Origin of the sequence: Paenibacillus sp. SORGH_AS_0306, assembly GCF_030819345.1 — a bacterium.
GTDB lineage: Bacteria > Bacillota > Bacilli > Paenibacillales > Paenibacillaceae > Saccharibacillus > Saccharibacillus kyungheensis.
This window is the reverse complement of record NZ_JAUTBP010000001.1, coordinates 1,978,386-2,001,905: the sequence shown is the minus strand read 5'-3', so window position 1 is coordinate 2,001,905 and position 23,520 is coordinate 1,978,386. Positions and strand designations below refer to the sequence as shown.

At 36.6% G+C, this 23,520-nt stretch carries 20 protein-coding genes; 14 read left to right on the top strand and 6 right to left on the bottom strand.

Annotated elements, in window-relative coordinates; translation table 11 throughout:
• Nucleotides 1-231 precede the first annotated feature (231 nt).
• The 3 genes from poxB to QE450_RS08585 all read left to right on the top strand — a co-directional run bounded on the left by poxB (nt 232) and on the right by QE450_RS08585 (nt 3,102).
• On the top strand, nt 232-1,959 hold the full coding sequence (gene poxB, locus QE450_RS08595) for a ubiquinone-dependent pyruvate dehydrogenase (protein WP_274169921.1): 1,728 nt from the start codon (nt 232-234) through the stop codon (nt 1,957-1,959).
• A gap of 62 nt (nt 1,960-2,021) precedes the next feature.
• Nucleotides 2,022-2,375 (top strand): DUF948 domain-containing protein, encoded by a 354-nt coding sequence (locus QE450_RS08590; RefSeq protein ID WP_307298541.1) that lies wholly within the window; start codon nt 2,022-2,024, stop codon nt 2,373-2,375.
• A 223-nt stretch (nt 2,376-2,598) separates the two neighbouring features.
• The gene (locus QE450_RS08585) at nt 2,599-3,102 is read left to right on the top strand and encodes a ferritin (RefSeq protein ID WP_273612412.1); all 504 of its coding nucleotides are present in this window, start codon (nt 2,599-2,601) and stop codon (nt 3,100-3,102) included.
• A 116-nt stretch (nt 3,103-3,218) separates the two neighbouring features.
• On the opposite strand, the gene QE450_RS08580 is transcribed toward QE450_RS08585, so the two are convergent.
• Nucleotides 3,219-3,782, bottom strand: coding sequence for a GNAT family N-acetyltransferase (locus tag QE450_RS08580; protein ID WP_273612411.1), 564 nt, complete (start codon nt 3,780-3,782; stop codon nt 3,219-3,221).
• A 180-nt stretch (nt 3,783-3,962) separates the two neighbouring features.
• On the opposite strand from QE450_RS08580, the gene QE450_RS08575 reads away from it, so the two are divergent.
• The 5 genes from QE450_RS08575 to QE450_RS08555 all read left to right on the top strand — a co-directional run bounded on the left by QE450_RS08575 (nt 3,963) and on the right by QE450_RS08555 (nt 9,658).
• On the top strand, nt 3,963-5,969 hold the full coding sequence (locus QE450_RS08575; protein WP_307298537.1) for a TerD family protein: 2,007 nt from the start codon (nt 3,963-3,965) through the stop codon (nt 5,967-5,969).
• A gap of 375 nt (nt 5,970-6,344) precedes the next feature.
• A complete protein-coding gene (locus QE450_RS08570) occupies nt 6,345-7,355 on the top strand; it encodes an ROK family protein (protein WP_307298535.1) in 1,011 nt (336 codons plus the stop codon).
• Nucleotides 7,356-7,503: 148 nt separating this feature from the next.
• Nucleotides 7,504-8,721 (top strand): MFS transporter, encoded by a 1,218-nt coding sequence (locus QE450_RS08565; RefSeq protein ID WP_301262357.1) that lies wholly within the window; start codon nt 7,504-7,506, stop codon nt 8,719-8,721.
• 15 nt (nt 8,722-8,736) lie between these two features.
• Entirely contained in the window at nt 8,737-8,886 is a 150-nt protein-coding gene (locus QE450_RS08560) for a hypothetical protein (RefSeq protein ID WP_273612407.1), read from the top strand.
• A 109-nt stretch (nt 8,887-8,995) separates the two neighbouring features.
• Entirely contained in the window at nt 8,996-9,658 is a 663-nt protein-coding gene (locus QE450_RS08555) for an SGNH/GDSL hydrolase family protein (RefSeq protein WP_273612406.1), read from the top strand.
• A 36-nt stretch (nt 9,659-9,694) separates the two neighbouring features.
• On the opposite strand, the gene QE450_RS08550 is transcribed toward QE450_RS08555, so the two are convergent.
• Nucleotides 9,695-10,291 carry a TetR/AcrR family transcriptional regulator gene (locus QE450_RS08550; protein WP_274169926.1) on the bottom strand — a complete coding sequence of 199 codons (597 nt, stop codon included), beginning with the start codon at nt 10,289-10,291 and terminating at the stop codon, nt 9,695-9,697.
• Nucleotides 10,292-10,480: 189 nt separating this feature from the next.
• Between QE450_RS08550 and QE450_RS08545 the strand changes: the two genes are divergently transcribed.
• Entirely contained in the window at nt 10,481-11,608 is a 1,128-nt protein-coding gene (locus tag QE450_RS08545) for an NADH:flavin oxidoreductase (protein ID WP_307298532.1), read from the top strand.
• Nucleotides 11,609-11,711: 103 nt separating this feature from the next.
• Here QE450_RS08545 and QE450_RS08540 read toward each other — a convergent pair whose 3' ends face one another.
• The 3 genes from QE450_RS08540 to QE450_RS08530 all read right to left on the bottom strand — a co-directional run bounded on the left by QE450_RS08540 (nt 11,712) and on the right by QE450_RS08530 (nt 16,122).
• On the bottom strand, nt 11,712-13,100 hold the full coding sequence (locus QE450_RS08540; RefSeq protein ID WP_307298530.1) for an N-acetylmuramoyl-L-alanine amidase family protein: 1,389 nt from the start codon (nt 13,098-13,100) through the stop codon (nt 11,712-11,714).
• Between the two features lie 187 nt (nt 13,101-13,287).
• The gene (gene cyoE, locus QE450_RS08535) at nt 13,288-14,199 is read right to left on the bottom strand and encodes a heme o synthase (protein WP_373461962.1); all 912 of its coding nucleotides are present in this window, start codon (nt 14,197-14,199) and stop codon (nt 13,288-13,290) included.
• Between the two features lie 273 nt (nt 14,200-14,472).
• Nucleotides 14,473-16,122, bottom strand: a complete 1,650-nt coding sequence (locus QE450_RS08530) for an S-layer homology domain-containing protein (protein WP_307298528.1) — start codon at nt 16,120-16,122, stop codon at nt 14,473-14,475.
• A gap of 324 nt (nt 16,123-16,446) precedes the next feature.
• On the opposite strand from QE450_RS08530, the gene QE450_RS08525 reads away from it, so the two are divergent.
• From QE450_RS08525 to QE450_RS08505, 5 genes are all read left to right on the top strand, one after another.
• The gene (locus QE450_RS08525; RefSeq protein WP_273612400.1) at nt 16,447-17,052 is read left to right on the top strand and encodes a pentapeptide repeat-containing protein; all 606 of its coding nucleotides are present in this window, start codon (nt 16,447-16,449) and stop codon (nt 17,050-17,052) included.
• 204 nt (nt 17,053-17,256) lie between these two features.
• Nucleotides 17,257-18,207 (top strand): pectate lyase, encoded by a 951-nt coding sequence (gene pelA / locus QE450_RS08520; protein ID WP_307298526.1) that lies wholly within the window; start codon nt 17,257-17,259, stop codon nt 18,205-18,207.
• A gap of 477 nt (nt 18,208-18,684) precedes the next feature.
• Entirely contained in the window at nt 18,685-19,521 is an 837-nt protein-coding gene (locus QE450_RS08515; protein ID WP_307298524.1) for a hypothetical protein, read from the top strand.
• Between the two features lie 372 nt (nt 19,522-19,893).
• Nucleotides 19,894-20,994 carry a hypothetical protein gene (locus QE450_RS08510; protein WP_307298523.1) on the top strand — a complete coding sequence of 367 codons (1,101 nt, stop codon included), beginning with the start codon at nt 19,894-19,896 and terminating at the stop codon, nt 20,992-20,994.
• A gap of 706 nt (nt 20,995-21,700) precedes the next feature.
• On the top strand, nt 21,701-22,402 hold the full coding sequence (locus QE450_RS08505; RefSeq protein WP_307298522.1) for a hypothetical protein: 702 nt from the start codon (nt 21,701-21,703) through the stop codon (nt 22,400-22,402).
• A 105-nt stretch (nt 22,403-22,507) separates the two neighbouring features.
• Here QE450_RS08505 and QE450_RS08500 read toward each other — a convergent pair whose 3' ends face one another.
• Nucleotides 22,508-23,383: a LysR family transcriptional regulator gene (locus QE450_RS08500; RefSeq protein WP_107935737.1), complete on the bottom strand. Its 876-nt coding sequence runs from the start codon at nt 23,381-23,383 to the stop codon at nt 22,508-22,510.
• Between the last annotated feature and the right edge of the window lie 137 nt (nt 23,384-23,520).

Below are 23,520 nucleotides of genomic sequence, written 5' to 3'. Positions count from 1 at the left end.
TTTGATAACTATCCTTTTGGATGACAAAGGGATATGTAATATTTTGATCTATAATTATCGGATATCGTAGTATATATTTTATCAATAAGAGCCCTTTACCTATTTATGTGGTAAAGGGTTTTTGTATATATTTACATATTGTTTGAGAATACCTTATCTGCGGGTAAAGAATGAATTATGTCGAAAGAACAAATAAAACATAGACTATAGGAAAAGAGAAGGTGACTGTGTATGAAAAAAAATATTGCAGATTCCGTTGTAGAAACATTAATTAACTCAGGTGTTAAACGCATTTACGGAATTGTAGGAGATTCATTGAATGCAGTTATGGACTCTGTACGTCGATCTGGCAAAATAGAATGGATTCATGTTCGTCATGAAGAAGTGGCTGCATTTGCCGCAGGCGCAGAAGCAGAATTAGAAGGTAGTATTGCTGTGTGTGCAGGAAGTAGTGGACCGGGAAATCTGCATTTGATTAATGGACTGTATGATTGTTATCGTAATCGTGTGCCTGTATTGGCGATTGCCGCTCATATTCCAAGCGATGAGATTGGAAGTAGCTATTTTCAAGCGACTCATCCTGAACAGATCTTTCAAGAATGTAGTTCTTTTTGCGAAACGATTATGACAGAGAAGCAAATGCCACGTACGATCAATATGGCAATTCAGACAGCGATTGCTCAATCGACAGTATCTGTTATTATTTTACCAGGAGATATTGCTGCTCTAGAATCGGGAAAACACCCGGTATCCGACATTCCGGCTCATGTTACTCGTCCTGTCGTTCATCCTTCAGCAGATGAATTGCAAAAGCTGGCTACTTACTTAAACGAAGGTAAAAAAATCAGTCTTTTATGTGGTGCAGGTTGCAAAGGAGCACATGCAGAAGTGATGCAATTAGCAGAGCGTCTTCAATCTCCAATGGTCACAGCACTTAGAGGAAAAGAACATTTAGAGTACAATAATCCTTATTTTGCAGGTTTATCTGGATTGATCGGGTATTCATCCGGTTATCATACGATGATGGATTGTGATGTACTACTCATGCTAGGTACCGATTTCCCGTATCGTCAATTTTACCCTGAAAAAGCGATTATTTTGCAAGTAGATATCGATCCTTCCCATATCGGAAGACGCACCAATGTGAACTACGGATTATGTGGAGATGTCAAACATACGATAGAACAACTATTACCTTTACTTACAACAGAACATGATTCAAATCATTTGCAGAAATGTGTAGATCGTTACACTAAAGTACGCGAAGGGTTAGATGAACTGGCTGTCGGCAAACCAGGACATACTCCGATTCATCCACAATATTTAATGAAATTATTAAGCGATGCAGCTACAGCAGATGCGATCTTTACAGCAGATGTAGGGACACCGACTGTATGGGCAGCTCGTTATTTGCAAATGAACGGTCAACGTCGTCTTCTAGGCTCATTTAATCATGGAACAATGGCTAACGCTCTTCCACAAGCGATTGGAGCACAAGCAACCGCTCCAGAGCGTCAGGTGATCTCTTTATCCGGTGATGGTGGACTATCAATGCTAATGGGCGATCTATTAACGTTAAAACAACACCAATTGCCGATCAAAACGGTTGTATTTAACAATGGAGCACTAGGATTCGTTGAATTGGAAATGAAAGCCGCTGGATTCCTTGAAACAGGTACTTCGCTGGTTAATCCTGACTTTGCTGCTGTAGCTAATGCACTGGGCATTATGGGAATTCGAGTAGAAGATCCGGCTGATTTGCCTTCTGCTATTGAACGCATGCTCGCTCATGATGGGCCTGTATTGCTTGATGTGGTTATTAACCGTCAAGAACTATCCATGCCACCGAAAATCACTCTCAAACAAGCAGAAGGATTTACAGTATGGAGCATGAAAGCTATCTTAAATGGACGTGGCGACGAGATTATTGATTTAGCAAAAAGTAATCTTTTACGTTAAGTTGGTCATTTTGGGTAATAGAGAGTATGAGAACATTAAGAAAGACACAAGGAGGCGTTCCTATGGGTAACCCGATTAAAGATATCAAAAAAAGTATCGATAAGTGCAAAAGCACAGCAGATCAGATTAAATTGACATTAGATGATGTCAAAAAAGATGTGGATGGCGTAAAGAAAAATGTCGATCGTATTAAAGAACAAGCAGGGCAGAAGTCAGCCGATTTGAAAGTAGCTATGGCTACGATTAAAGGTGCAGGGCAAAATACCAAAGAAATCGGTAACTCATTCAAGTTATGTCTGAATGAAGTAAAAGCCCTTTTTTCGATGAAAGAAGAGCCGGCTTTGGAAAGTGCTCCATCGACGTATTCTGAAAATACAGTAGAAAATCCAAGATTGCTTCAATCGTCTAATCGTTAATTATTGCAAGGCATAACACATACAGATAGGATCATCTGCATACTTTGGTGCAAATGATCCTGTTTTTTTAGTTACTTTGCTGTAGAGCATAAAAGGGCTTATGCTAGGGATATTGACTACACCCAATTTCGTCACAATTTGGTGTCACTGGATATTCAAAATTAGTGCGTCAATTGTGTGTTATAATCAATCTATATTACATAGAGGTTGAGGTGTTCGAATCATGGCTACTGAATTAGTACATGCACTAAATGAACAAATGAATTTTGAATTTTACTCTGCACATACGTATATGGCGATGGCGGCATACTGTTCAGGAGAAAGTCTGGATGGATTTGCAAATTTCTTTATTGTACAAGCAGAAGAGGAACGTTTCCATGCAATGAAAATCTACAAATTTCTAAATGATCGTGGTTATCGTGCTACATTGACAGCTATGCCAGAACCTACGAATGAATATACATCTATGCTTGATGTTTTTGAACATGGTTATGCACATGAGAAAAGAAATACAGAAAAATTCTATCATCTTGCAGATCTAGCGCTTAATGAGCGTGAGCATGCAACGATCTATTTCTTAAAATGGTTTATCGACGAACAAGTTGAAGAAGAGTCTTTATTTGATAATCTGATTCAAAAATTACGTCGTATTGAGCAAGATAGTAATGCTTTTTATATGATGGATACAGAGTTTGCCGGACGTTCTTTCACAGCTCCTGCGCTATAAAGGTATAAAGAAGAGCCGTGCGTATACTACTATCTACTACGTTAAAGTACAACAACGATATATACTAAATATGTACTGTCATCCCATTCTATAACTTGATAGATAACCAATAAAGCCTACCTTTTACGGTAGGCTTTTTCATGGAAAGAAGTAATATAACGAAACAACGATTCGCCTTGATCGGTTACAGCAAAATCAGTCTGTAACGGCAATACCATTGCACGATAAGGTTCTGGAACCCAGATATATTGATGTACATAAGAAGTCGCTATAAACCCGCACTTTTCCCAAAATAATAATCGACTTCGATTGAGCGGAGTATCTTCTGCTTCGACCTCGATCACAATAGCAGCGATACCATGTTCATCAATAGCCCACTGTTTGATTTGTTCCAAAAAAGATAGACCTATTCCTTGATCTCGCCAATCTTGATGCACAGCCATATAATCAATAATTAATATAGATTCAGCAGCAGAACCGACCAGACCGGTAATAGCCATAGCGATAACCTGTTCTTGATCAAATAAGGCATGAATAAATGAATTTTTCTGTTCAAGCATGATCCGCAAAATTCGCTTAGGCTTGGCTCCATGTGGAAATGCTTCTTCATAAATAGGTTGAATCTTTTGCCATAATGATTCATCCCAGATTGATGTAGTAACCCATTTTAATGATGTCATTCTTTTTCTCCTTCCACGATATCGCTCTCCTCATTATATTAGACCCAAAGCACGATGTACTAATCACTATAAAATATTTCATTTCCTTCTTAGGAAAAAAGAGGTAAAGTTAGAATAATATAAATGATTATTAGATCACCTAAATATCGTTTCTATCTTTTTCACTAAAGGAGTTTTCACATGAGTTCGACGACTAACTATAGAGCATCATATCAGTCTTACCTTAACCGCCAGGATGTCGATGGTTCCAAAATGAGGTACATATTTATCATTAATACAGCCGACGGCTTACAACGATATATGAAACGTAATAATATGCAATCCGTATTGACCAAGCTTTCTCCATTATCGATGTTTGGTGAGATTCAAGTCGTGGCGCAGATCGAAGGATCTTTTTATCAATTGCCTGATTTTACAGAGCATACCGCTTCCCAATATATGAAAACACAGATTTATGGCAAAGACGCATTACGCGGAGAAAAAATAGATTTATTTGCAGAACTATTTCATACTAGCGAATTAACTCATATTATCTGGTTCACAGACGAAGAAGTTACACCTTATACACGAGTGATTCAATCGATGAATGCCCCGCATATGTTCTGGAATTTTGTCTCGATCAAAGGTTCGCCGTTACGCTGTGCTACTAAGCCACCCAAAAATATTATACTGACCCATATTCCCAAAATATCCAGTCTAGCCACGTCTGTATTGTATCGCAAATTGCTTAATAAATTTGCTCAGTATGTGAACAAAACTGATCTACCAATGCATGGACGAGTACGAATCAGCCAGATCGAAAATACGGCGGATTCGCAACATGTAATCAAAGGCTCCAAGTCTAAAGTAGAACAAACCAATCTAAAAGTAGGCATAGGTTGGAAAACGGTAGAAGGAGAATGTCTAAGCGCTGCAATGTTGCTGACTAATAACCAATTAGCAGATGCGGAAAATATCGCTTTTTTCGGTAACAAATCAACGATTGGTATGACGCATGTAGATGGTCGAGAACTACCGACAGAAGATATGGAACAATATACAGTTAATCTATCCGCGATAGAACAAGCAGGGCAAGATAAGATTCTATTTACATTAGTTATGCCTGATGGTACGCCTGAACAATTGTATATTCGTGTGCTAACTTACGATAATCGTGAATTGATTCGTTTTCAGATCGATATGGAGACCTGCGCATCGAATACTGCTCTGGAATTAGGAGCATTGTATTATTACAAGCAAGAATGGCGCTTTAATGCGATTGGGAATGGTTATAACGCAGGCATGGAAAAAATCGGTGCAAACTATGGAATCCCTGATCTAACAGATACGTATAATTTTACAGCTGAAGTCTTAGAAGATATCGCTCTAAATGGGAAAACGTTTGAGTATCATATGCAGGATTTGTTTACCAAATTGGGTTATGAAGTCGAAGTGCCTACCAGCGATCCATATGCACCGGATTATGGTGTAGACCTAATCGCTATCAAAGGTGGAGTACGCAAAGCTGTACAGTTAAAATGTTTTAGTAATGTCGTACCGATCAAAGCGGTGCAAGAAGTCTATGCAGGTGCACGTATGTACAATTGTGATAAATATATGGTGGTAGCCACCAACTACTTTAGTCGTGCCGCTCTGCAATTAGCAGAACAGTTAGATGTAGAAATATGGGACAAAATGCAGTTAGCCAAAGTCGAAGATCGTCTACGCTCACGTATCGGTGTCTCTGATGAAAATGAGCTCAAGCTCAAACTTTCCAAAAAAGATGCAGAAGATGAAATCGATATTGATATCTCTGCTTTTCTAGTCAATGGATCTGACCAATGTGAAAGTGATGAAGATCTTATTTTCTATAATCAGACCGATCATCCCAGTGGGTGTATACGACTAATTAATGATACAGCATGGGAAAAAATGATGTATATTGATCTATCCAGCTTGCCGGCTTATTGCGAGAAGATTGTTATTGTAGGTTCACTGGATGCGTACAAGCAAAAAGTCGAATTAACAATAGATAATGAATTGAATTTGTATCATACTTTCGAATATATGCCGAGTACGGTGTGTGATACGTTAGTATTAGGTCAATTCCGCAAAATTGATGGGGAATGGGCATTTACCACTTCAGAAACGTATTTTGTCGGTGGATTAGAAGAAGCTTGCAAAATGTATGGTCTAACGACAGGTTAATAGCGTATAGGTTACGTTTATTCTTCAATTTATCAATACACAGGATCATATTCATACGCAATTACTGTATTTAGAATTGATTCTTACTTCCATTGCAGTGCTCTGGTTTGTCGTACTGGTGTGGTTACTGCAACATGTTCAACCTCTATGCAAAAACCTAACGTTCAGCTTATTTCCCAAAAATTTACGGGCTTGCGCTTATCGGATTCGGTGTCAAAATAGTAGTATAACGATCTTATATAATGATCTGAATTATACTTGCAGATACGGCTCACATAACTATTGATCTCGATCAATACTGCTTTTCTTGACAAGTCTATAGGATTTCACACATACTAAATAAACCCTATTTATTATATGTCAGGAAAGGTTATTATGAAAAAGATAAGTACACATTTAATCAAAGAAATTAATTTAAGCAATGTGCGCCGGGTGATGAAAGATATCGAAGTAGGCACCAAACCGCAAATCGCTGAATTGACTCAATTGAGTGTGGTAACGATCAACTCGCTGATTAGAGATTTGGTAGAGCAAGGTGAGATTGCTGAAGACAAAATGATTCCTTCGAATGGTGGACGACCTGCTCTAACGTATCGTTATAATTATGATTTCAGTATGGCTTTAGTGATCTATATGAACGTGAAGCAAGGCAAAGATACTATTTCAGCCAGCGTTATCAATTTGCGAGAAGATATTTTGGAGAAACAAGAATATCATATGCCGATCTTTGAACGTACTAGCTTTTATGAAATGATCGCTTATTATCTTGATCGTTATCCAGCGATTAAAGTGATTGGTGTCGGTATTCCCGGTCAAGCGATCGACGGACAGATTATTGTAAGTAGTCATCCGAACTTGCAAGGTGTACGAATGAGTGAAGATATCCAATCTCATTTTGGGATTCCTGTTGTGTTGGAAAATGATATTAATGCCGCGATCACTGGATATTATGTAAAACAAGATTCTCCACAAGAGCAATGTATAGTTGGCATGTACTTTCCAGAAAAATATTGTCCGGGGATGGGTATCCATCTGAATGGACAATTGATCAAAGGAAAACATGGCATGGCAGGAGAGATCAAATTTTTGCCGATCGATATTGATTGGGAAAGCGATCTGAGCAAAGATACATTTATCGAAACGCTATGTCAATTGGTACAGACAACGAATGCGATTCTAGCACCACAACAGATTATTATGTATCAAAGTTATATTGAGAAAGAAGAATGGCATCCGTATTGGGAAGCTTATCAAGTCAAGCGCTTGATGCCTTCATACCCTGAATTAATTTTTCTAGATTCTTTTCTTCAAGATTTTGAAGTAGGGATGAAATGGTTAACTCTCAAAGCGTTAGAACCTTTTCTTTCACATATTCCTAATATTTAAGTGCTCTCATTGTATAATGGGAGTATTTTTTATAAATAGTTTAGAATCATATTGACAGGCAATGTTCTCTATTGCATACTTAATAAATAATCTTTATTAAGTTGGTTTATTTAAATGTAAATAGTAAATGCGGAGGGATTATATCGTTATGGCTACTTGGTTTCTGATTATTATTTATCTTGCTTTTATCAGTCTGGGGATTCCAGATGCACTGCTTGGTTCAGCATGGCCAGTTATGCATCCACAAATTGGCGCTTCCCTTGAATCTGCGGGTCTATTATCGATGATTATTGCCGCAGGTACAATTGTATCCAGCCTAGTAAGTGGAACTATTATTCAGAAGTGGGGAACAGGTAAGCTTACATTATTTAGCTGTGCCTTAACTGCTGGTGCTTTGCTTGGATTCTCATTTGCCCCTTCATTGTTATGGTTAGCTCTATTAGCGATTCCGCTAGGGCTTGGTGCAGGAGCGGTAGATGCTGGACTTAATCATTATGTAGCCAATCATTACAAAGCTCATCATATGAGCTGGTTACACTGCTTCTGGGGAGTGGGCGCTATGACAGGCCCGATCATTATGTCTTACTTTATTGCTCAACATGGATCGTGGCGTGAAGGCTATTCAACCGTTTCTATGATTCAGTGGGGACTGGTACTTATTTTACTGGTGACATTACCGCTCTGGAAAAAAGTAGCCGATCTTCAGCAATCTAAAGCTGAAGCTACTGATATATCTGATCCATTATCATCCATATCTGATACGTCTACAGATTCGAATGTGAAAAAAGTTCATCCGATCCGTATCAAAGGCGTCAAAATGACATTAATCGCATTCCTATTCTATTGCGGAGTAGAATCCACTGTAGGATTATGGGGTGCTAGTTATCTGGTAGGTGCAAAAGGCATGACTGCTGAGACAGCCGCTCTATGGGTGTCTTTATATTATGGTGGAATTACAGTTGGTCGATTGATTACAGGATTTATCACGCTCAAAGTCAATAACCGTATTTTGATTTTGGCAGGTCAGATTATAGCGGTTAGTGGAGGAGTAATCATGTTACTTCCTTTACCAGACATCGCTAGTATGATCGGACTGATTCTGATTGGTGTAGGCTTTGCACCGGTATATCCAGGATTAATCCATGAAACGCCACATCGCTTTGGCAAAGCCAATTCGGCTAAATTGATCGGTTACCAGATGGCTGTCGCTTATACAGGTACCACCTTTTTGCCACCGCTGTTTGGTATTTTAGCTTCTCAATGGAGTATTCAGCTATTTCCTGTTGTCGTGCTAATTTTTATAGTAGCGATGCTATTAAGCTCTGAATCTGTTAATATAGCCATCCAAAAAAGACAATCAAAATAGAAAGAAGGGAGTATTATGTTACTCATTTCAGGATTACTTCTATGGATATTATTATGTATTTTCATTTTACTCAGTGCTAGTTATGCAGCAACAGATAAAGTATCAGATATAGAAAAGAAGAACTCTAAACCAGATGATCCATTTGCTTATCTATTTCCTTTATAACAAAGCACTTTATTATAGAAATCCTTTTTCAAATGCTTAGTAAGCTATCTTTCTTATAAATACCTTTGCTATATTAGTAATCGGTATACAAAAGAAAGGAGCTACATATATGTGTGCATTATATCAGAATCAAACAGCTGTTTTTTTAGGAGATAGTATTACATTTGGTTATGAATTAAAAGAAGGAGAACAAGCATATCCTGCTTTAGTTAGTGAAAGCTTAGGTTTGAGTTCTTATGAAAATCATGGGATTTCTGGAAGCAGTGTATCTAGTGGCGGATGGGAACCGATGTGTGAACGATATCAACATATGAATAAACACGCAGATATCATCTTTTTTATGGGAGGTCGAAATGATTTCTCATCAGTAGAAAATGAATTTGGAGATATAAATACTTCTGTGGACGATACACATACTTTTTATGGGGCTTTAAAACATATTGCTGAGGGACTTATTCAATATTATCCTGATCGCTTAATTATCTTTTTGACTCCACCTCATGGATCAAGCAATATCGTACCTGAGCATTTACCGAACAGAACAACAGGTAAAGTTTATAGCGATTACGTTCAAGCTGTACGAGAAGTCGCTTCGCTCTATTCTTTTCCTTGTTGTGACCTATGGAATACAGCAGGGATTCAGCCACTACTGGAAGTTCACAAAAATATGTATTTTACAGGAGAAAACGGTATACCTGACGGACTGCACCCTAATCAAAAAGGGCATGAGCGATTAGCCAATCGTATTATTGGATTTATAAAAACATTATAAAAAAATACGTTATAACTTAAAGGCTGATATTATATATCAGCCTTTTTGCGTTGCATGTAATATATGAAGTCCGCTCATCACAATCGGAACTACACTTTCAGCCAGAGCAGATGAAGATTGTTGCTGATTATTTTTTTTCCACTGGTAAGCCACTCCATATATTGCCCAACTGATCATTGTAGCAGCCGTTGTTAATGTATTAGGATCTGCATCAGCATGTTCTTGAGTAATTAACTTAAGTATAAATTTCTCTAGTTGGGTCTTAATATTTTCCTCCATAATGGCAGAAACCGAATCGTATTTTTTAATACAAGTCATACTTGAATCATGATATTCACATAGCGCCATCACTAGCTCATAAATCATTTCTTCTGTTAGATTAATATGATTATCTACTTTATTAACAACGAATTGCAAAAAGCTATCCGAAAAAATCGCTTCAAGTAACGCATATTTATCAGGAAAATGAGCATAAAATGTCGCGCGATTAATCGTCGCATGCTTGGTAATATCGCTAATCGTAATTGTGTCAAAATCACTATTATGAAGTTGTGCCAAAAAGGAATCCAAAATCAACTGTCTTGTACGAATAACCCGGGGGTCATTGGGATTGGGAGAAAGAACGCTTGCCATAGTTATACACCACTTTCGGTTCAGTTGTTGTTTCTTATTATAAACGCACACTATTGTAGCAACAAGCATTTAAAAGATAAACAACAATATCATCAATATGTTGCTTAAGCAAAATAACAGAAACATTGTTGGTTGTAGAGCATATCAAAGCTTGATAGGATCGATGTATACCAATCAGGAGGTGCTATTTTGAACAATCAACAGCAACAACAAACTCATTCAACTGAAGCTTTATTTCAACCATATACACTAGGGACATTAACGCTACCGACTCGAATTGTTATGGCTCCGATGAGTCGTATGTTTTCGATCAATGGTGTGCCTGGAGAAGATGTAGCTACGTATTATCGTCGCCGTGCTGAAAAGGGAGTCGGTCTTATTATCACAGAAAGTACCAATATCGATCATCCTGCGGTGATCAGTGAACCTAATATCCCTAACTTTTATGGAGAAGAAGCTTTGCAAGGATGGGCGGAAGTAGTACGTCAGGTACATGAAGCAGGGGGCAAAATATTCCCTCAATTCGGTCATATGGGAATTGCTCGTCCAGCAGGTTCTTTGCCTCATCCAGAAGCACCATCATTGGCTCCATCGGGTCTTGATTTTGATGGTAATCTTGTAACTGATCCAATGACTCAGCAGGATATAGATGAAGTGATACAAGCTTTTGTAGATGGGGCGGTGCAAGCGCAAAAAATCGGTTTTGACGGTGTAGAGATTCATGGTGCTCATGGTTATCTTATCGATCAATTTTTCTGGGAGAAAACCAATCAACGTACCGATCGTTATGGAGGAGACTTCATCAAGCGTGCTCAATTTGCTGTCGAGATCATTCAGCGTATCCGCGCAGAAGTCGGGCCAGATTATCCGATAGCTATTCGTTTATCTCAATGGAAAATGAGTGATTATCAAGCTACATTGTTTGATACACCTGAACAGCTAGGAGAATTTCTTGACGTATTAGTGCAGGCAGGAGTAGATATTTTCGATTGCTCGACACGCCGTTTCTGGGAGCCTGCTTTTGAAGGATCACCTCTTAGTCTAGCAGGATGGATCAAGAAGTTAACAGGCAAGCCAACGATTACTGTCGGTTCGGTAGGATTGGATAGCGATTTTACAACGCTTTACACCGAAGGAACAGGCTCAGAACAGAAGGATATCAACGGTTTGTTGGAACGCCTAGATGCTAATGAGTTCGATCTTGTCGCTGTAGGACGTGCGCTGATTAGTGACCCTGATTGGGCGATCAAAATACGTGAAAACCGTACTCAAGAACTGCATAATTTCACACCTGAATCATTATCGACATTGATCTAACAACATACAAAGAGCGTTCTTCATAGATAGTGAAGAACGCTCTTTTGGTATAGAATCGGATCATTCATTGTTATATTGCGGATCTTATCATGCACAATGGTTATTAGATATTCAAATATTCTTTAAGTCCGGCAACAATCGCTTCAGCTACTTTATTTTGAAAATCATCTTGTACCATGATGGCTTCTTCTTTTTTGTTGGTCAAAAATCCAATTTCAAGCAGTGCTGCTGGCATTGTTGTTTTGCGAATCACTAGATAGTTCGCTTGCTTGGAATTGCGATCTTTGAAGCCAGTAGCTGCAAGTACATGTTTTTGAATAATATCCGATAACAATTTACTGCGCTTGGTATCTGCATAGAATGTTTCTGTGCCGCTGGCATCTTTGTTAGGAGCCGCATTCCCATGAATCGATAGAAATACATCGGCATTAGCATCTTCAGCAATTTTGACCCGACTGTCTAAAGGAATAAATGTATCATCTGTACGCGTCATAATCAGGTCGATTTTAGGTTCCTTTTTGAGCAGTGCCGCTACTTTGTTACCTACTTTAAGTACTACATTTTTTTCAAGTACTCCCGTAGCTCCGATACCACCAGAATCCGTATCTCCATGTCCTGGATCGATAATAACTACTTTTTTGCCATTAGAACCTACAGGCTTGGTTGTTGCAGTTGTATTCAGATCAACAAACGTTAGATCATTTTGCTGATACAATTTGTACGTTTTACTTTGATTTAGATCGATCACAACACGCACTTGAGAAGGTTGGCTACTGAATATAGAGTAACGAATCTGCTTCACATCTGCTGACCCAGTAACAGGGATTGTTCCGACTTCACCTTGTTTTAATTCAGTTCCTTGTAAGAATCCTTTACCAAAAGACGTATTCGGGAAATCAATAACGATCCGATTCGGATTAGTCAGTACCGAGCCTACCGGCTTTACCTGATTGCTAGACGAAATCATTAAGCGATTGTCGCTATAACTAATACCTTCAATCGTTGTATTGTTCGGATCAGGAGTGGAACCGTTATTGGTATCAGGGCCAGCAGCTACTTTTTCCAAATAGACTGTTTTGGATATGTTATCCCATTTTACTTTCAAGCCCATCTGCGTCCCGACAAAGCGCAAAGGTACATAAGTCGTATTAGACTTCATAAATGGAGCTTGTTCTAATACAACAGTACCACTGGTCGCATCTGCATGAGGTTGACCTACGATTAGCTTGATCGTGGCGGCAGCGTTAGAAATCGTAATAAGCTGATCGGATTGCTTCCATTTGACTTTATAGCCTAACTTTTCAGAGATCACTCGAATAGGAACCATTGTAGTCTGATTGGTGATCATTACATCGCCTGCGCCTTCGACAGCTTGGTTATCGAGCATAATCTGTGTAGATGCAGCTTGAGTTGTTGAAGGGAGTAGAATAAAAAAGCTCATGACCATCGCAAAAGCTATCGTTATCCATACATTTCGTTGATTTCGATTCATCGTTATCTCATCTTCTTTCCGGTTAGAATAGTACTCACTTATGTATATTCGGTTTGCCCGCTTAAAAGGTTAAACTCACGTAAGGAAAAAAAGTTTCTCTAATGCAAAAATAAAAAAAGCTATTATCGATTTCCCTGTAGTAGAGAGAGTCGATAATAGCTTACATAATCAATAACAATTGGTTATCTTAAGCGATCAAACAGTAAGCGATAATCATTAAGAAAATGATTGTAATATGATTGATCGAGAAGATAAACATTTTGTGTGACCATTTTTTGTTTTCGTATTTCTTAAATGTAGATACGCTCAAGTACAACCAAGCGAGTGTTACTAGGAATGATACAAGTGTTACATATGGACTGAGTGTCCAGAATAAAAAGCTTGAGAATAATAATAAAACGATATACACATTCGTCTGAATATACGTGCGTTTGATTCCTTTGACGATCGGAAGCATAGGTACGCCAGCTGCTTTGTATTCATCAAATCTGCGAATTGCAATACCGTAGAAATGAGGCATCTGCCATAGTAACATTGTTACAACAAGTGCCCAAATTTCGAAATGCCCTAAATCTTGTGAAATCGCACACCAACCAATTAGTGGAGGAACTGCTCCTGAAAGACTACCTACTTCAGTGTTGTATACGGTTGTACGTTTGGTCCACATGGTATAAGGGACGACATAAAGAAAAAGCCCCAATATACCGAATACAGCCGCCATTGGCGTAGCCATATACAATACAATAGCACCCAAAATTGTCATCGTAAAACCGATAATCAAACCTACTTTGGTATCCACTTGGCCGGTAACTGTCGGACGGGTTCGGGTTCGTTCCATAATCGCATCAATATCCCGGTCATACAAGTTATTAAATGCTCCTGCGGAAGCAATAATCAAAGTCGAACCCACCATAGCAAGAATAATCGGTACAATCTGTCCCCAGACGGATTCATTAAATACATAAAGTGCCATACATAGACCAGCAATAACAGCAATCAGATTAGATTTAATAATACCGACTTTAATTGTATCAAAAAAAGCTTTTGGTATTGAACTGTATTCCACTGTAATGTTAGACTGCGCACTATTATTCATCATTATTATCTACCCATTTCTATATAATTAAAATTTTATACTATATAATGTAGTAATTATATCACTGTTTATAGTAGGTGAATTCTGTAACTTGACTTCGTTAATAATAATGTCATTTAAATGTGAACAATTTTAGAACACTTAGTAATTGAATTGTGAAAAATACATCGATATGATACAAGTCATATCTATTAAAAGTAGCCCAAATTCGTAATAGAAGCAACAAAAAAACGGTATCTTTTTAATTAGATACCGTTTTGCTGTTTATTTGGTTCATTATGAATAAGATTGTGCTATCTCTGTTAGTAGCTGATTGACTTCTTTGCCAGTCACCTGTTGAGCAGGGTGAAATAGAGAAGTTGAGTCATTTTTCATTAATTTCATCTGCAAGACATGTTCGATAGAAGCATAGGCCCAGTGTTGTTGAGGTACATCGGTAATAACAATTGGAGACTTCGACTCTGTAGATTGCTCCGTCATATTAATCCAGTTAGAGATAACTGTAGCTAATTGAGCACGAGTCACTTTGTCATCTGGTGCAAATGTAGTTGCCGTCATTCCTTTCATTAACCCTTGAGCAGTCACCTGTTGAATCTGTTTGTTCATATTTGAATTTGAAATATCTGCAAATGATGGTGTGGCTGTCGGTTCAGGTAGTTGAAGAACATTCGCAAGTGCATGTGCTAATTGAGCACGTGTAACTGTTGCATCGTCTGCTAGGTTGGCATGAACAATCTGATTGGATCGGGATTGATCAAATAACCAGTTAACGACTTCAGAATTGTTAAATGCAGGAACCCATGACCAGTGCAACATTTTATCGTAGAAATGGTGTTCTGTCATAAACTCATCGCTATATAGCGTTTGCTTGACTTTGGTTGATCCCAGTTCAGTCAATGCTTGATAAGATAATGTAGTAGTTCTGCTATCTGTAGTCGGATCATTTTCTGCATGGATCAGCCAGATCGGAGTATCGGTTAAAGGTTGAAGTGCTTGCTTGAATGGTTCTACACTTCCTTTATAATCGGCAACAGCATCTTTGGCTGCAATCACAATACTACCTGCAAATAGATCAGGGTACTGCATCATAAATCGCAGTGCACCACCGCCACCACTAGATACACCGACCAGATAGATTCGTTCTAGATCAACTTTCCCTTCATCTACCAACTGTTGAATCAGTTCATATTGAAGAGTGAAGTACGCTTGCATTTGTGATAATTCTACCGGATTATTATAGATCGCCCAACCGTAATTTTGCGGATATTGTACAGCGAGCACAGAAGTGTCTTTACCTGATTCTGTCCAGACCGTAGCTCCGCGATTCTCGGTTAATTGCTTCATATTATCGGTTCCAAATTCACCACCGCCATGAAGCCAGACGACTAGAGGTTGGGGCTTTGCAGATGACATTTCTTTGAACCGATAAGGTAAAGTCGCTCCATTGCTTGCTGTAAATGAACTGGATTTAAAATCATCGACTGTACGTGTATTCACTTTGCTCACATTGTCTTTCGTAAAAGATAATTCAGGATAGCTACTGCTTGTAACAGCAAATGGTGATACATAACCACCCGGATATCGGAATGGAGCCACTTTCATATGAATCGTCTGATCGTTGATCGATAGTTCTATACCATCATTATCGTAATTCTGTTGTACAATCTCGCCAGCTTCATTTAGCGGATAACCGTTATAATTACCTGTAATATCCAGATCGCTAGATTGCAGATCATCATATGTACTGATGTTATTCACAGTGATATCAAATGACTCCACCATAGTTCCTGCGTCACCGATATACGTGTTGGCGACTACCGACTGTACAGACGAAGCTTCTGCGATCGAAGGTTTGGAGATGAATACTACTGGAATCATTAACAAAGCAAAGATTGTCACCCCGTAAATACTTACTTTTTTTCTCAACATAATTCCTCCTTAATGTTAGCTTGATTCATCTGGAATGATTTTTGTAAATACACAAAAAGGGCAAAACCCAAAGCTACGATAGAAAGAAGAGCAGTCTTCTTCCAACATAGTCTTATAGGTTTTGCCCACGTAAGCGGTTACAATCCAGATATGTAATTGCTTTATACGATAGCATGAGATCCAGAAATTTGTCAAAACCATACTGCTACATCTACAAAAAAATGGATTGACTTTTAACATCATTTAAGCAGGGACTTGACACCTATATGGTATATTAAAATGGATTTGCTTAGATGATTTTATTTATTTTGGAGGTCTATTGTGTATCAATATAAAGATCAAGAATACGATGCAGTTGAATTTGATGGACGAGATTTGCGGTATGGTGAACTGATTCGTTGTACGTTCAAAAAATGTACATTTATGAATGTATCGATGGATGAAATAGAAACCAGTTATTGCCGATTTATCGAGTGTGATTTTAAAGGAGCAACATTGAACGGTTCGATACATACCGAATCCGCTTTTGAAAATTGCTCATTTACTGGTGCTAATCTGTTTGTTGCCAAATTTAACTTGTGCAAAATGACAGGGTCGGACTTTGCCGGCGCTCAAATGGATGGAATCACGCTCAATCAGGGCGATTGGTCGTATACGAATTTGAGCTATACGATATTCAAAAAGCAAGATTTGCGAGAGATTAAATTCTACGAAACAGATTTCTCTAATGCGGATCTCTCCCTAGCAGACTTGAGAAAATGTGATCTAACCGGAGCGGTATTAATCAAAGCCAATCTACATGGAACAGACCTCAGAGGTGCAAATCTTGAAGGGGTAGATATGAAAGTATTGGTGATCAAAAACACCAAGTTAGATCGAGAACAGGCTGTCTTATTAGCACGTTCTTTGGGTGCGAAGATCGAATAAATGTAAAGATAATTTCGGTTCAACAACACAAATAATGACCAATCACATAACAGATCGAGCTATTTATTATAGCTTTGATCTGTTTTTTTATATCCAATATCAAATTAAAAGGAAATTATTTACAAAAATAAAAAAATAGACTAAACTCGCTATTAATATCTGTAAGCGTTATCAAAAAATGGATTCTAAAGGAGATTTATTGATATGAAAAACAACAGAATATCGATTGCGCTCGCTTTCACTATGCTCATGTCTGTACCGGTGGCGCTGTTACAACCTACTACTACGATTATGGCGGCAGATGCTTCGGGAACAACAGCAAGCCTCGCAGATATTATCAAAAATCAACAAGCAGATGGTGGCTGGAAAAAGGATTATGCAGAAACGAGTGGAGATTGGGCGAAATCGACGATCGACAACAAAGCAACGTATACCGAGATTCGCAGACTGGCAAGTGAATACACCAAAACCAAAGATAGCAAATATTCGGCTGCTGCGATCAAAGGCGTTAATTTTCTAATTAATATGCAATATGCTAACGGCGGATGGCCACAAGTCTATCAAAGCTCCGGGTATCATACGCATATTACATATAATGATGATGCGATGATCAATGTGATGATTCTACTGGACGAAGTTTCTAATAAAAAAGGGGACTTTGCATTTGTCGATAGCAATCTAGCGAGTAAAAGCAAACAGTCTGTCGATAAAGGAGTCACTTGCCTGTTGAAAACTCAAGTCACGTCAGGAGGCAAACTAACCGTATGGGGTCAACAACATGATTCCAATACACTCCAACCTGCACCAGCGCGCATCTATGAAGTGCCTTCACTGAGCTCCAAAGAAAGTGCGACTATCGTGAAATTCCTCAAAACTAGACCTTCCACTTCACAGATCGCGACTTCGATCAAAGCGGCGGAAGATTGGTTCAAAGCTGTGCAAATTGTAGGGATCAAAGTGGTGAAAGCAAATAATGATGTAGTCGTAGTCAATGATGCCAGTGTTACCAAGCCGATCTGGGCAAGATTTTATGAATTGAATACGAACAAGCCTATCTTTGTCGGACGTGATGGTATTGTGAAGTACAAATTGAGTGATATTGATCAGGAGAGAAGAACGGGTTATGCGTGGTATGGTAACTGGTCACCGAGTTGATGGATAGTGTACTTTATTTTAAAGAATAATGATGAGTGCTGAAGGAAAATGGGCTTTTAGATGGTTATCATCTGGAAGCCCTTTTGTGATTAAAATAATTTCCAGAATATTGGATTGGATGATAATATAAGGGTTAAAACCATAATATTGAAGTGAAGAGAATATAGCGATAATATGATCACCGGTTATACTTTACAAATTCAGTCCTTTTTCTTCGATATGGTTACTTTTGAATTGGATAATTATTATATTGTTGTAAAAAAACATGCTTTATTACTCAGCCAAGTAAGCATTTCTTTGCTATCAATCTACTAGAGAATAGAACGATTGAGTTTCTTGAACACTAAATTTTACGGATAGCAGAATGCTAAAGGAAGGTGAGCAAGTATTAATATCGGGAATGTCTTGTTTAGAGAGGAACTATAGATGTTCGTAAATATGAAGTTAGCTAAAATTTAAATAGGAAAGGATTATCTTATGAAAAGTATAGCAAGTTTTTATGGAAATACATTAACAAATCTTAAAGATATTTCTGAAGTAGAATTCCAGTATTTTGTAGAGCATTCGGAACGTATAAATAAATTTGTAAACAATTATAAAAGAATTTCAATAGTAAAAAAAGATAAAGAGGTGATGAATAAATTTATAATTGATTATTTAGATGACGCAAATAATATAGATACAGCTTCTTTTCTAAGTGAATTACCGTCATTATTGCTTAAATATCTAGCGTCTTTTAAATCATTTCTAGATCATTGGGAAACGCATTTAAAAAGACTATATGGTAATGATTCAAATCAAGTTAAAGAATTCAAAGCATCAACGGCAGTGGAGTTTGACAGTTACTTCTCCTATAGGTTCGTCTATGAGTTGAGAAACTTTACTTTACACTGCGATTTTCCAATTTCTAAAGTACACACTATGTTAGATGAGAATGAAAATAAACTACTTAGTGTCATTGTAAACAGAGACCGTTTAATGTCAGATTATAAATGGCCCAACAAAGTAAAACTTAATGAAATGGAACAAGAATTTGATTTATTACCTCATATTGAGCAAGCTTTTAAATGTTTATTACGAATACATCAGACAGCTATTAACTTATATGACACAAATAAATTAGTCGAATCAGCTCTAATTATTTATAAGTTTAAAATTGATTATAAAGATGTAGTTGGAGATATTGCATTGGTAACAATTGAGGATAAACTTATACATTTAAACTCAGATAGTCTAGATTTTAAAATCAACAATCTTCCAGTTAAAGAGGCAGAAAAAATATTAGAGATGTTTGTAAGAGATACAAGGAAATAATGAATATCAGCTAATATATTATTTGCTATTGGACATTCGTTCTCGATCCTGCATTTCGCTTGATACCTAGCATATGCCATGTCGTGAACACAGGAATATTATATAAAAATCTCTAAAAGTACAAAAGAGATAAGAGAAAGCCAACTTGGTGTTAAATTAGTTAAGTTATTGAAAATAGAATATATAGAGTGGGGGGAGATTAATATTAAAAACTTTAGGATCGAAAATCATTACCATTTAAAATATAATTTCAAAAAGTGTTTATTGTGTTTTCGTTCTAAACGTAAGTGTAAAATTTTATTATGTTTGTTGTTAGCAATATTAATTGTGATACTTAATTGTATTATTAAATTGGAACCTCTACATTCTTTTTTGCAAGAAGATGTAATACCTGTTATAAATAAAGTTTTTCAAGAATGGATAATATTACTCCCAATTAACCCATGGATTACATTGCTTATAGGTGCTGCTGGAGGACAAATTATTAATCATACAATTATTCAGCAAAGAGAGAAAAAAAAGGAATGGCGAGATTCAAAATATAAATTTTATTGGCCTTTGTATGTTGCAATTAATCAAATGTTTGAGACTACCACAGCTTACCGACCAGATAGATTAAAAAAGAGTATAAGTCGTTTGGATCAGAATAAAGCAATTTTCGAAATATTCGATAAAAACATAGAGTACGCTAATGCTGACATCTTAGTTTCTTATTATGAATTTGAAAAGATTCGGTTATATGAAGATGTTTCTAATGATGGTTGGAGAGAAGAACTAAAATTGTATTTCAAAGTTTTAAAGTACTTTTATATTTATAGTTTAGAGAAGAAGGAAATAAAATTGGATGATACATTTTTCAAATCAAGTATTATTTTTTTTGGAATGTGGCAATTAGCTTTGGTCTTAGAGTTAGATGATATTGATGGAGCAATGGGATCAAATCGCTTAATAGATAAAGATAAGCTATCAGTTTTGTATTCAATAAATGATTTAGAAAAAGCTTTAAGTTACTCAAAAAACAAAAAGAAGGAATTTCTAGTTAAATTACTCAAAGATACTGTGAAAGAATCTCATTTTGAGGAAGTTTACTCTCGTTATTTCACTCCTGGTGAACCTTGGGATAATCCTAGTGAAATCTATTTAATTAGCTTGAGACGTGAGATTATAGAAGGAGTAGCAGATGGAAAGATGCCTATTTATCATCGAGAATCTTTGAGAATAGAATTATTGGAAAAGATATATAATGACTTGTTTTATACGAGAGAAAACCAACATATTTATAAACAAAACGAATATAATAACTTATTCTTAGAAAAAAAAGAAGCTTATGAGTATTTGAAAGACAAAAATTATATACAGTTAATACGAGAAGAATCTTTAGAACACAAAGAAACTGTAATAAAATTTAAAATTACAGCAGCTGGAATGGAAAAAATAGAAGAACTACATCATGAATTATTTGAGTCTAAATAAAAATAAAAAAAGCTTATTTAGAGGAAAAAGTTCTAAATAAGCTTTTTGCATAATAGCGTATCTAAAGACAAGATAAATTGAAATATCTTTAGGAATTAGTTTAAGATAAGAGATCATCATATAACATGATATTCACGCTACGGACATTCGTTCTTAGTCGTGCATACGTCAGGTTTCGAATACAGCAATGCTATACAAAAGATCAAAAAATAAGAAAATCGATAAATTAAAGAAAGAATTGTTAAATTCCATAGTATTTTGTCTTGAATTCAAGTTACTTCGAATGAATATTTCTATAAGTGTCTGGAAGAAAATATAGAAGGAAAGGGAGCCCAAGTATAATGTTTGATGAATTTGAGAGAACAGAATCAAAGAAATCAAGATTCATCGGTTTAGTAATAGGGCTATAAAGATTATGGTCATGCTCAAATGATATACAATAAACGTGTGTATATAATCAAATAGCCTATACGAATATTGAAGTACAACCCGCAGAGAAACTAATGTTACACGATGATCTAATGATATATCTAACTAAAGAATTACATAATGAACTGTGAATGTGAATTAAAAGAGTGAAGATAATTCGTTTGAAGCAAGGAATCACTTTGATTGAACTAAACTTCAAACTATAAAATCAGAAAGAGACTCCTTTTTATAATTAATTATAACGAATACAATAAATTTATTAAAGAGGGATTACATAATGCAAAAGATAGTAAAGATAATATGGATCATAGCGGTTGTGATTGCAGGATTGGCTTTGATGTGGTTTATGTTTTTGTTAATTGGTAATAGAACTGATCTTGGACCGGCAGGTCCTTTTATTCTTTATTTTATCTGGTTTCCAGTCCTAGTTTTTTTTGGTGTATCCATTGTTCTTTTGATTAAAAATAAGGTGCCAGTTCACATAACCTCTCAGAGTATTCTAATTATGTTTTTGGTGATATTTTCACTTGTTTTTTCTGCAACACTTCTTGGTGAACCACATTACGAAAAATTAATGCGAGAAATCGATGAACAAAATCGTCAATATATGGAGCAAAGTAGGCAAGTTACAGTGGATGGAAAGTATGAATATTTTTTTTATTTAATTGGAAGGCTAACCGATAGTCCCCGTGCACATATCGCTATTCGTAACTTAACTAACAATGTCGAAAAGAGTATTACAATCGATTTAAACTTTGAAGGAGTTAAAGCGGTGGAAAACCTTCCTCCAAACATAAGACTGATTGAAATTTCTCCAACAGATGATGAGCATATTTATAAGTTAACCACAACGTCCCAATTAAAAGATGGAATAGAAACTTTCAAAGTGAATATGGAAACAGCGATAGCAGGGGTAGCGTCAGGAAAATGCGGATTTACAACGCTAAGATCACTCCCAAGATTAATAACCCGATTTTAACAACGATACGTGGAGGATTGGTATTTATTTTATCTGACATTGGATGAACTTGTTCCACGTTGATAGGGCTTGCTTTTCACCTCGTTATTCACAATTGACTGGATTTCATTCTATAACTAAGGATTCAATAAATATCTCGATTGCTTTTGTATAAAATTCAACTCTTGGAGTTATAAGTGAAAAATTTCGTGAGATTGGAAACCCATTTATATCAAGTAACTTCACTTTACCAAGTTCTAGTTCGTTTTTTATTGACGCGTGTGAGAGTATAGAAATTCCTAGACCAGCTTCAATAGATTCCTTAATAACTTGCGTACTCCCAAATGTCATATACTTCTTCGGAGAAAACCCCAATTGTTTAAATCCCTTTTCTTGCATTTCTCTCGTTCCAGAACCTTCTTCACGAACTAACCAAGTCTCTAGGTTTAATAACAAGGGGTCTATTTCCTTTTGTTCTGCTAAATGGTGATTTGAAGGGACTGTAATTGATAACTCGTCAAGAGAAAATGGTATAACCTTTATATTTTCATTATTAGCCTCTCCTTCGATTATCCCAACATCTACCTCGTGTTTCTTTATTAAATCTATAATTTCATTAGAATTTTTTATAGTAATGATTGGATTTAATAATGGATAGGATTTAAGCAAACTGGCAATTTTATGAGGAAGAATGTATTCTCCGAAAGTATAACTTGCACCAATAGAAAGAGGACCACTTGCAGTATGTTTTAAATCATCAATGAGTCTTTCCATTCGAGTATAGAGACCTAAGATGTCCTTGGCGTGATGAAATACTATTTCTCCAGCCTTGCTAAGTCGAACATATTTGTTTGTCCTCTCTAACAATTTTATCCCCATGTTTTTTTCTAACGTTTGTATATAATTGCTGACTGCTGGTTGTGTCATATGGAGAAGTTCAGCTGCTCGAGTAAAGTTCTTTTGTTCTGCAACTGTAGTAAATACAAGTAAAGATTGATCCATTATGAGTCTTCCTCCTTAGAATAAAATGGGGTCTAAGAAACTTCAATGATAAGTAATTTTATATTACAGCTATAATTATAATCTATTTTACTTATTATCAAAACAAATATACTCTTAATACAAGGAAGCAAATATAG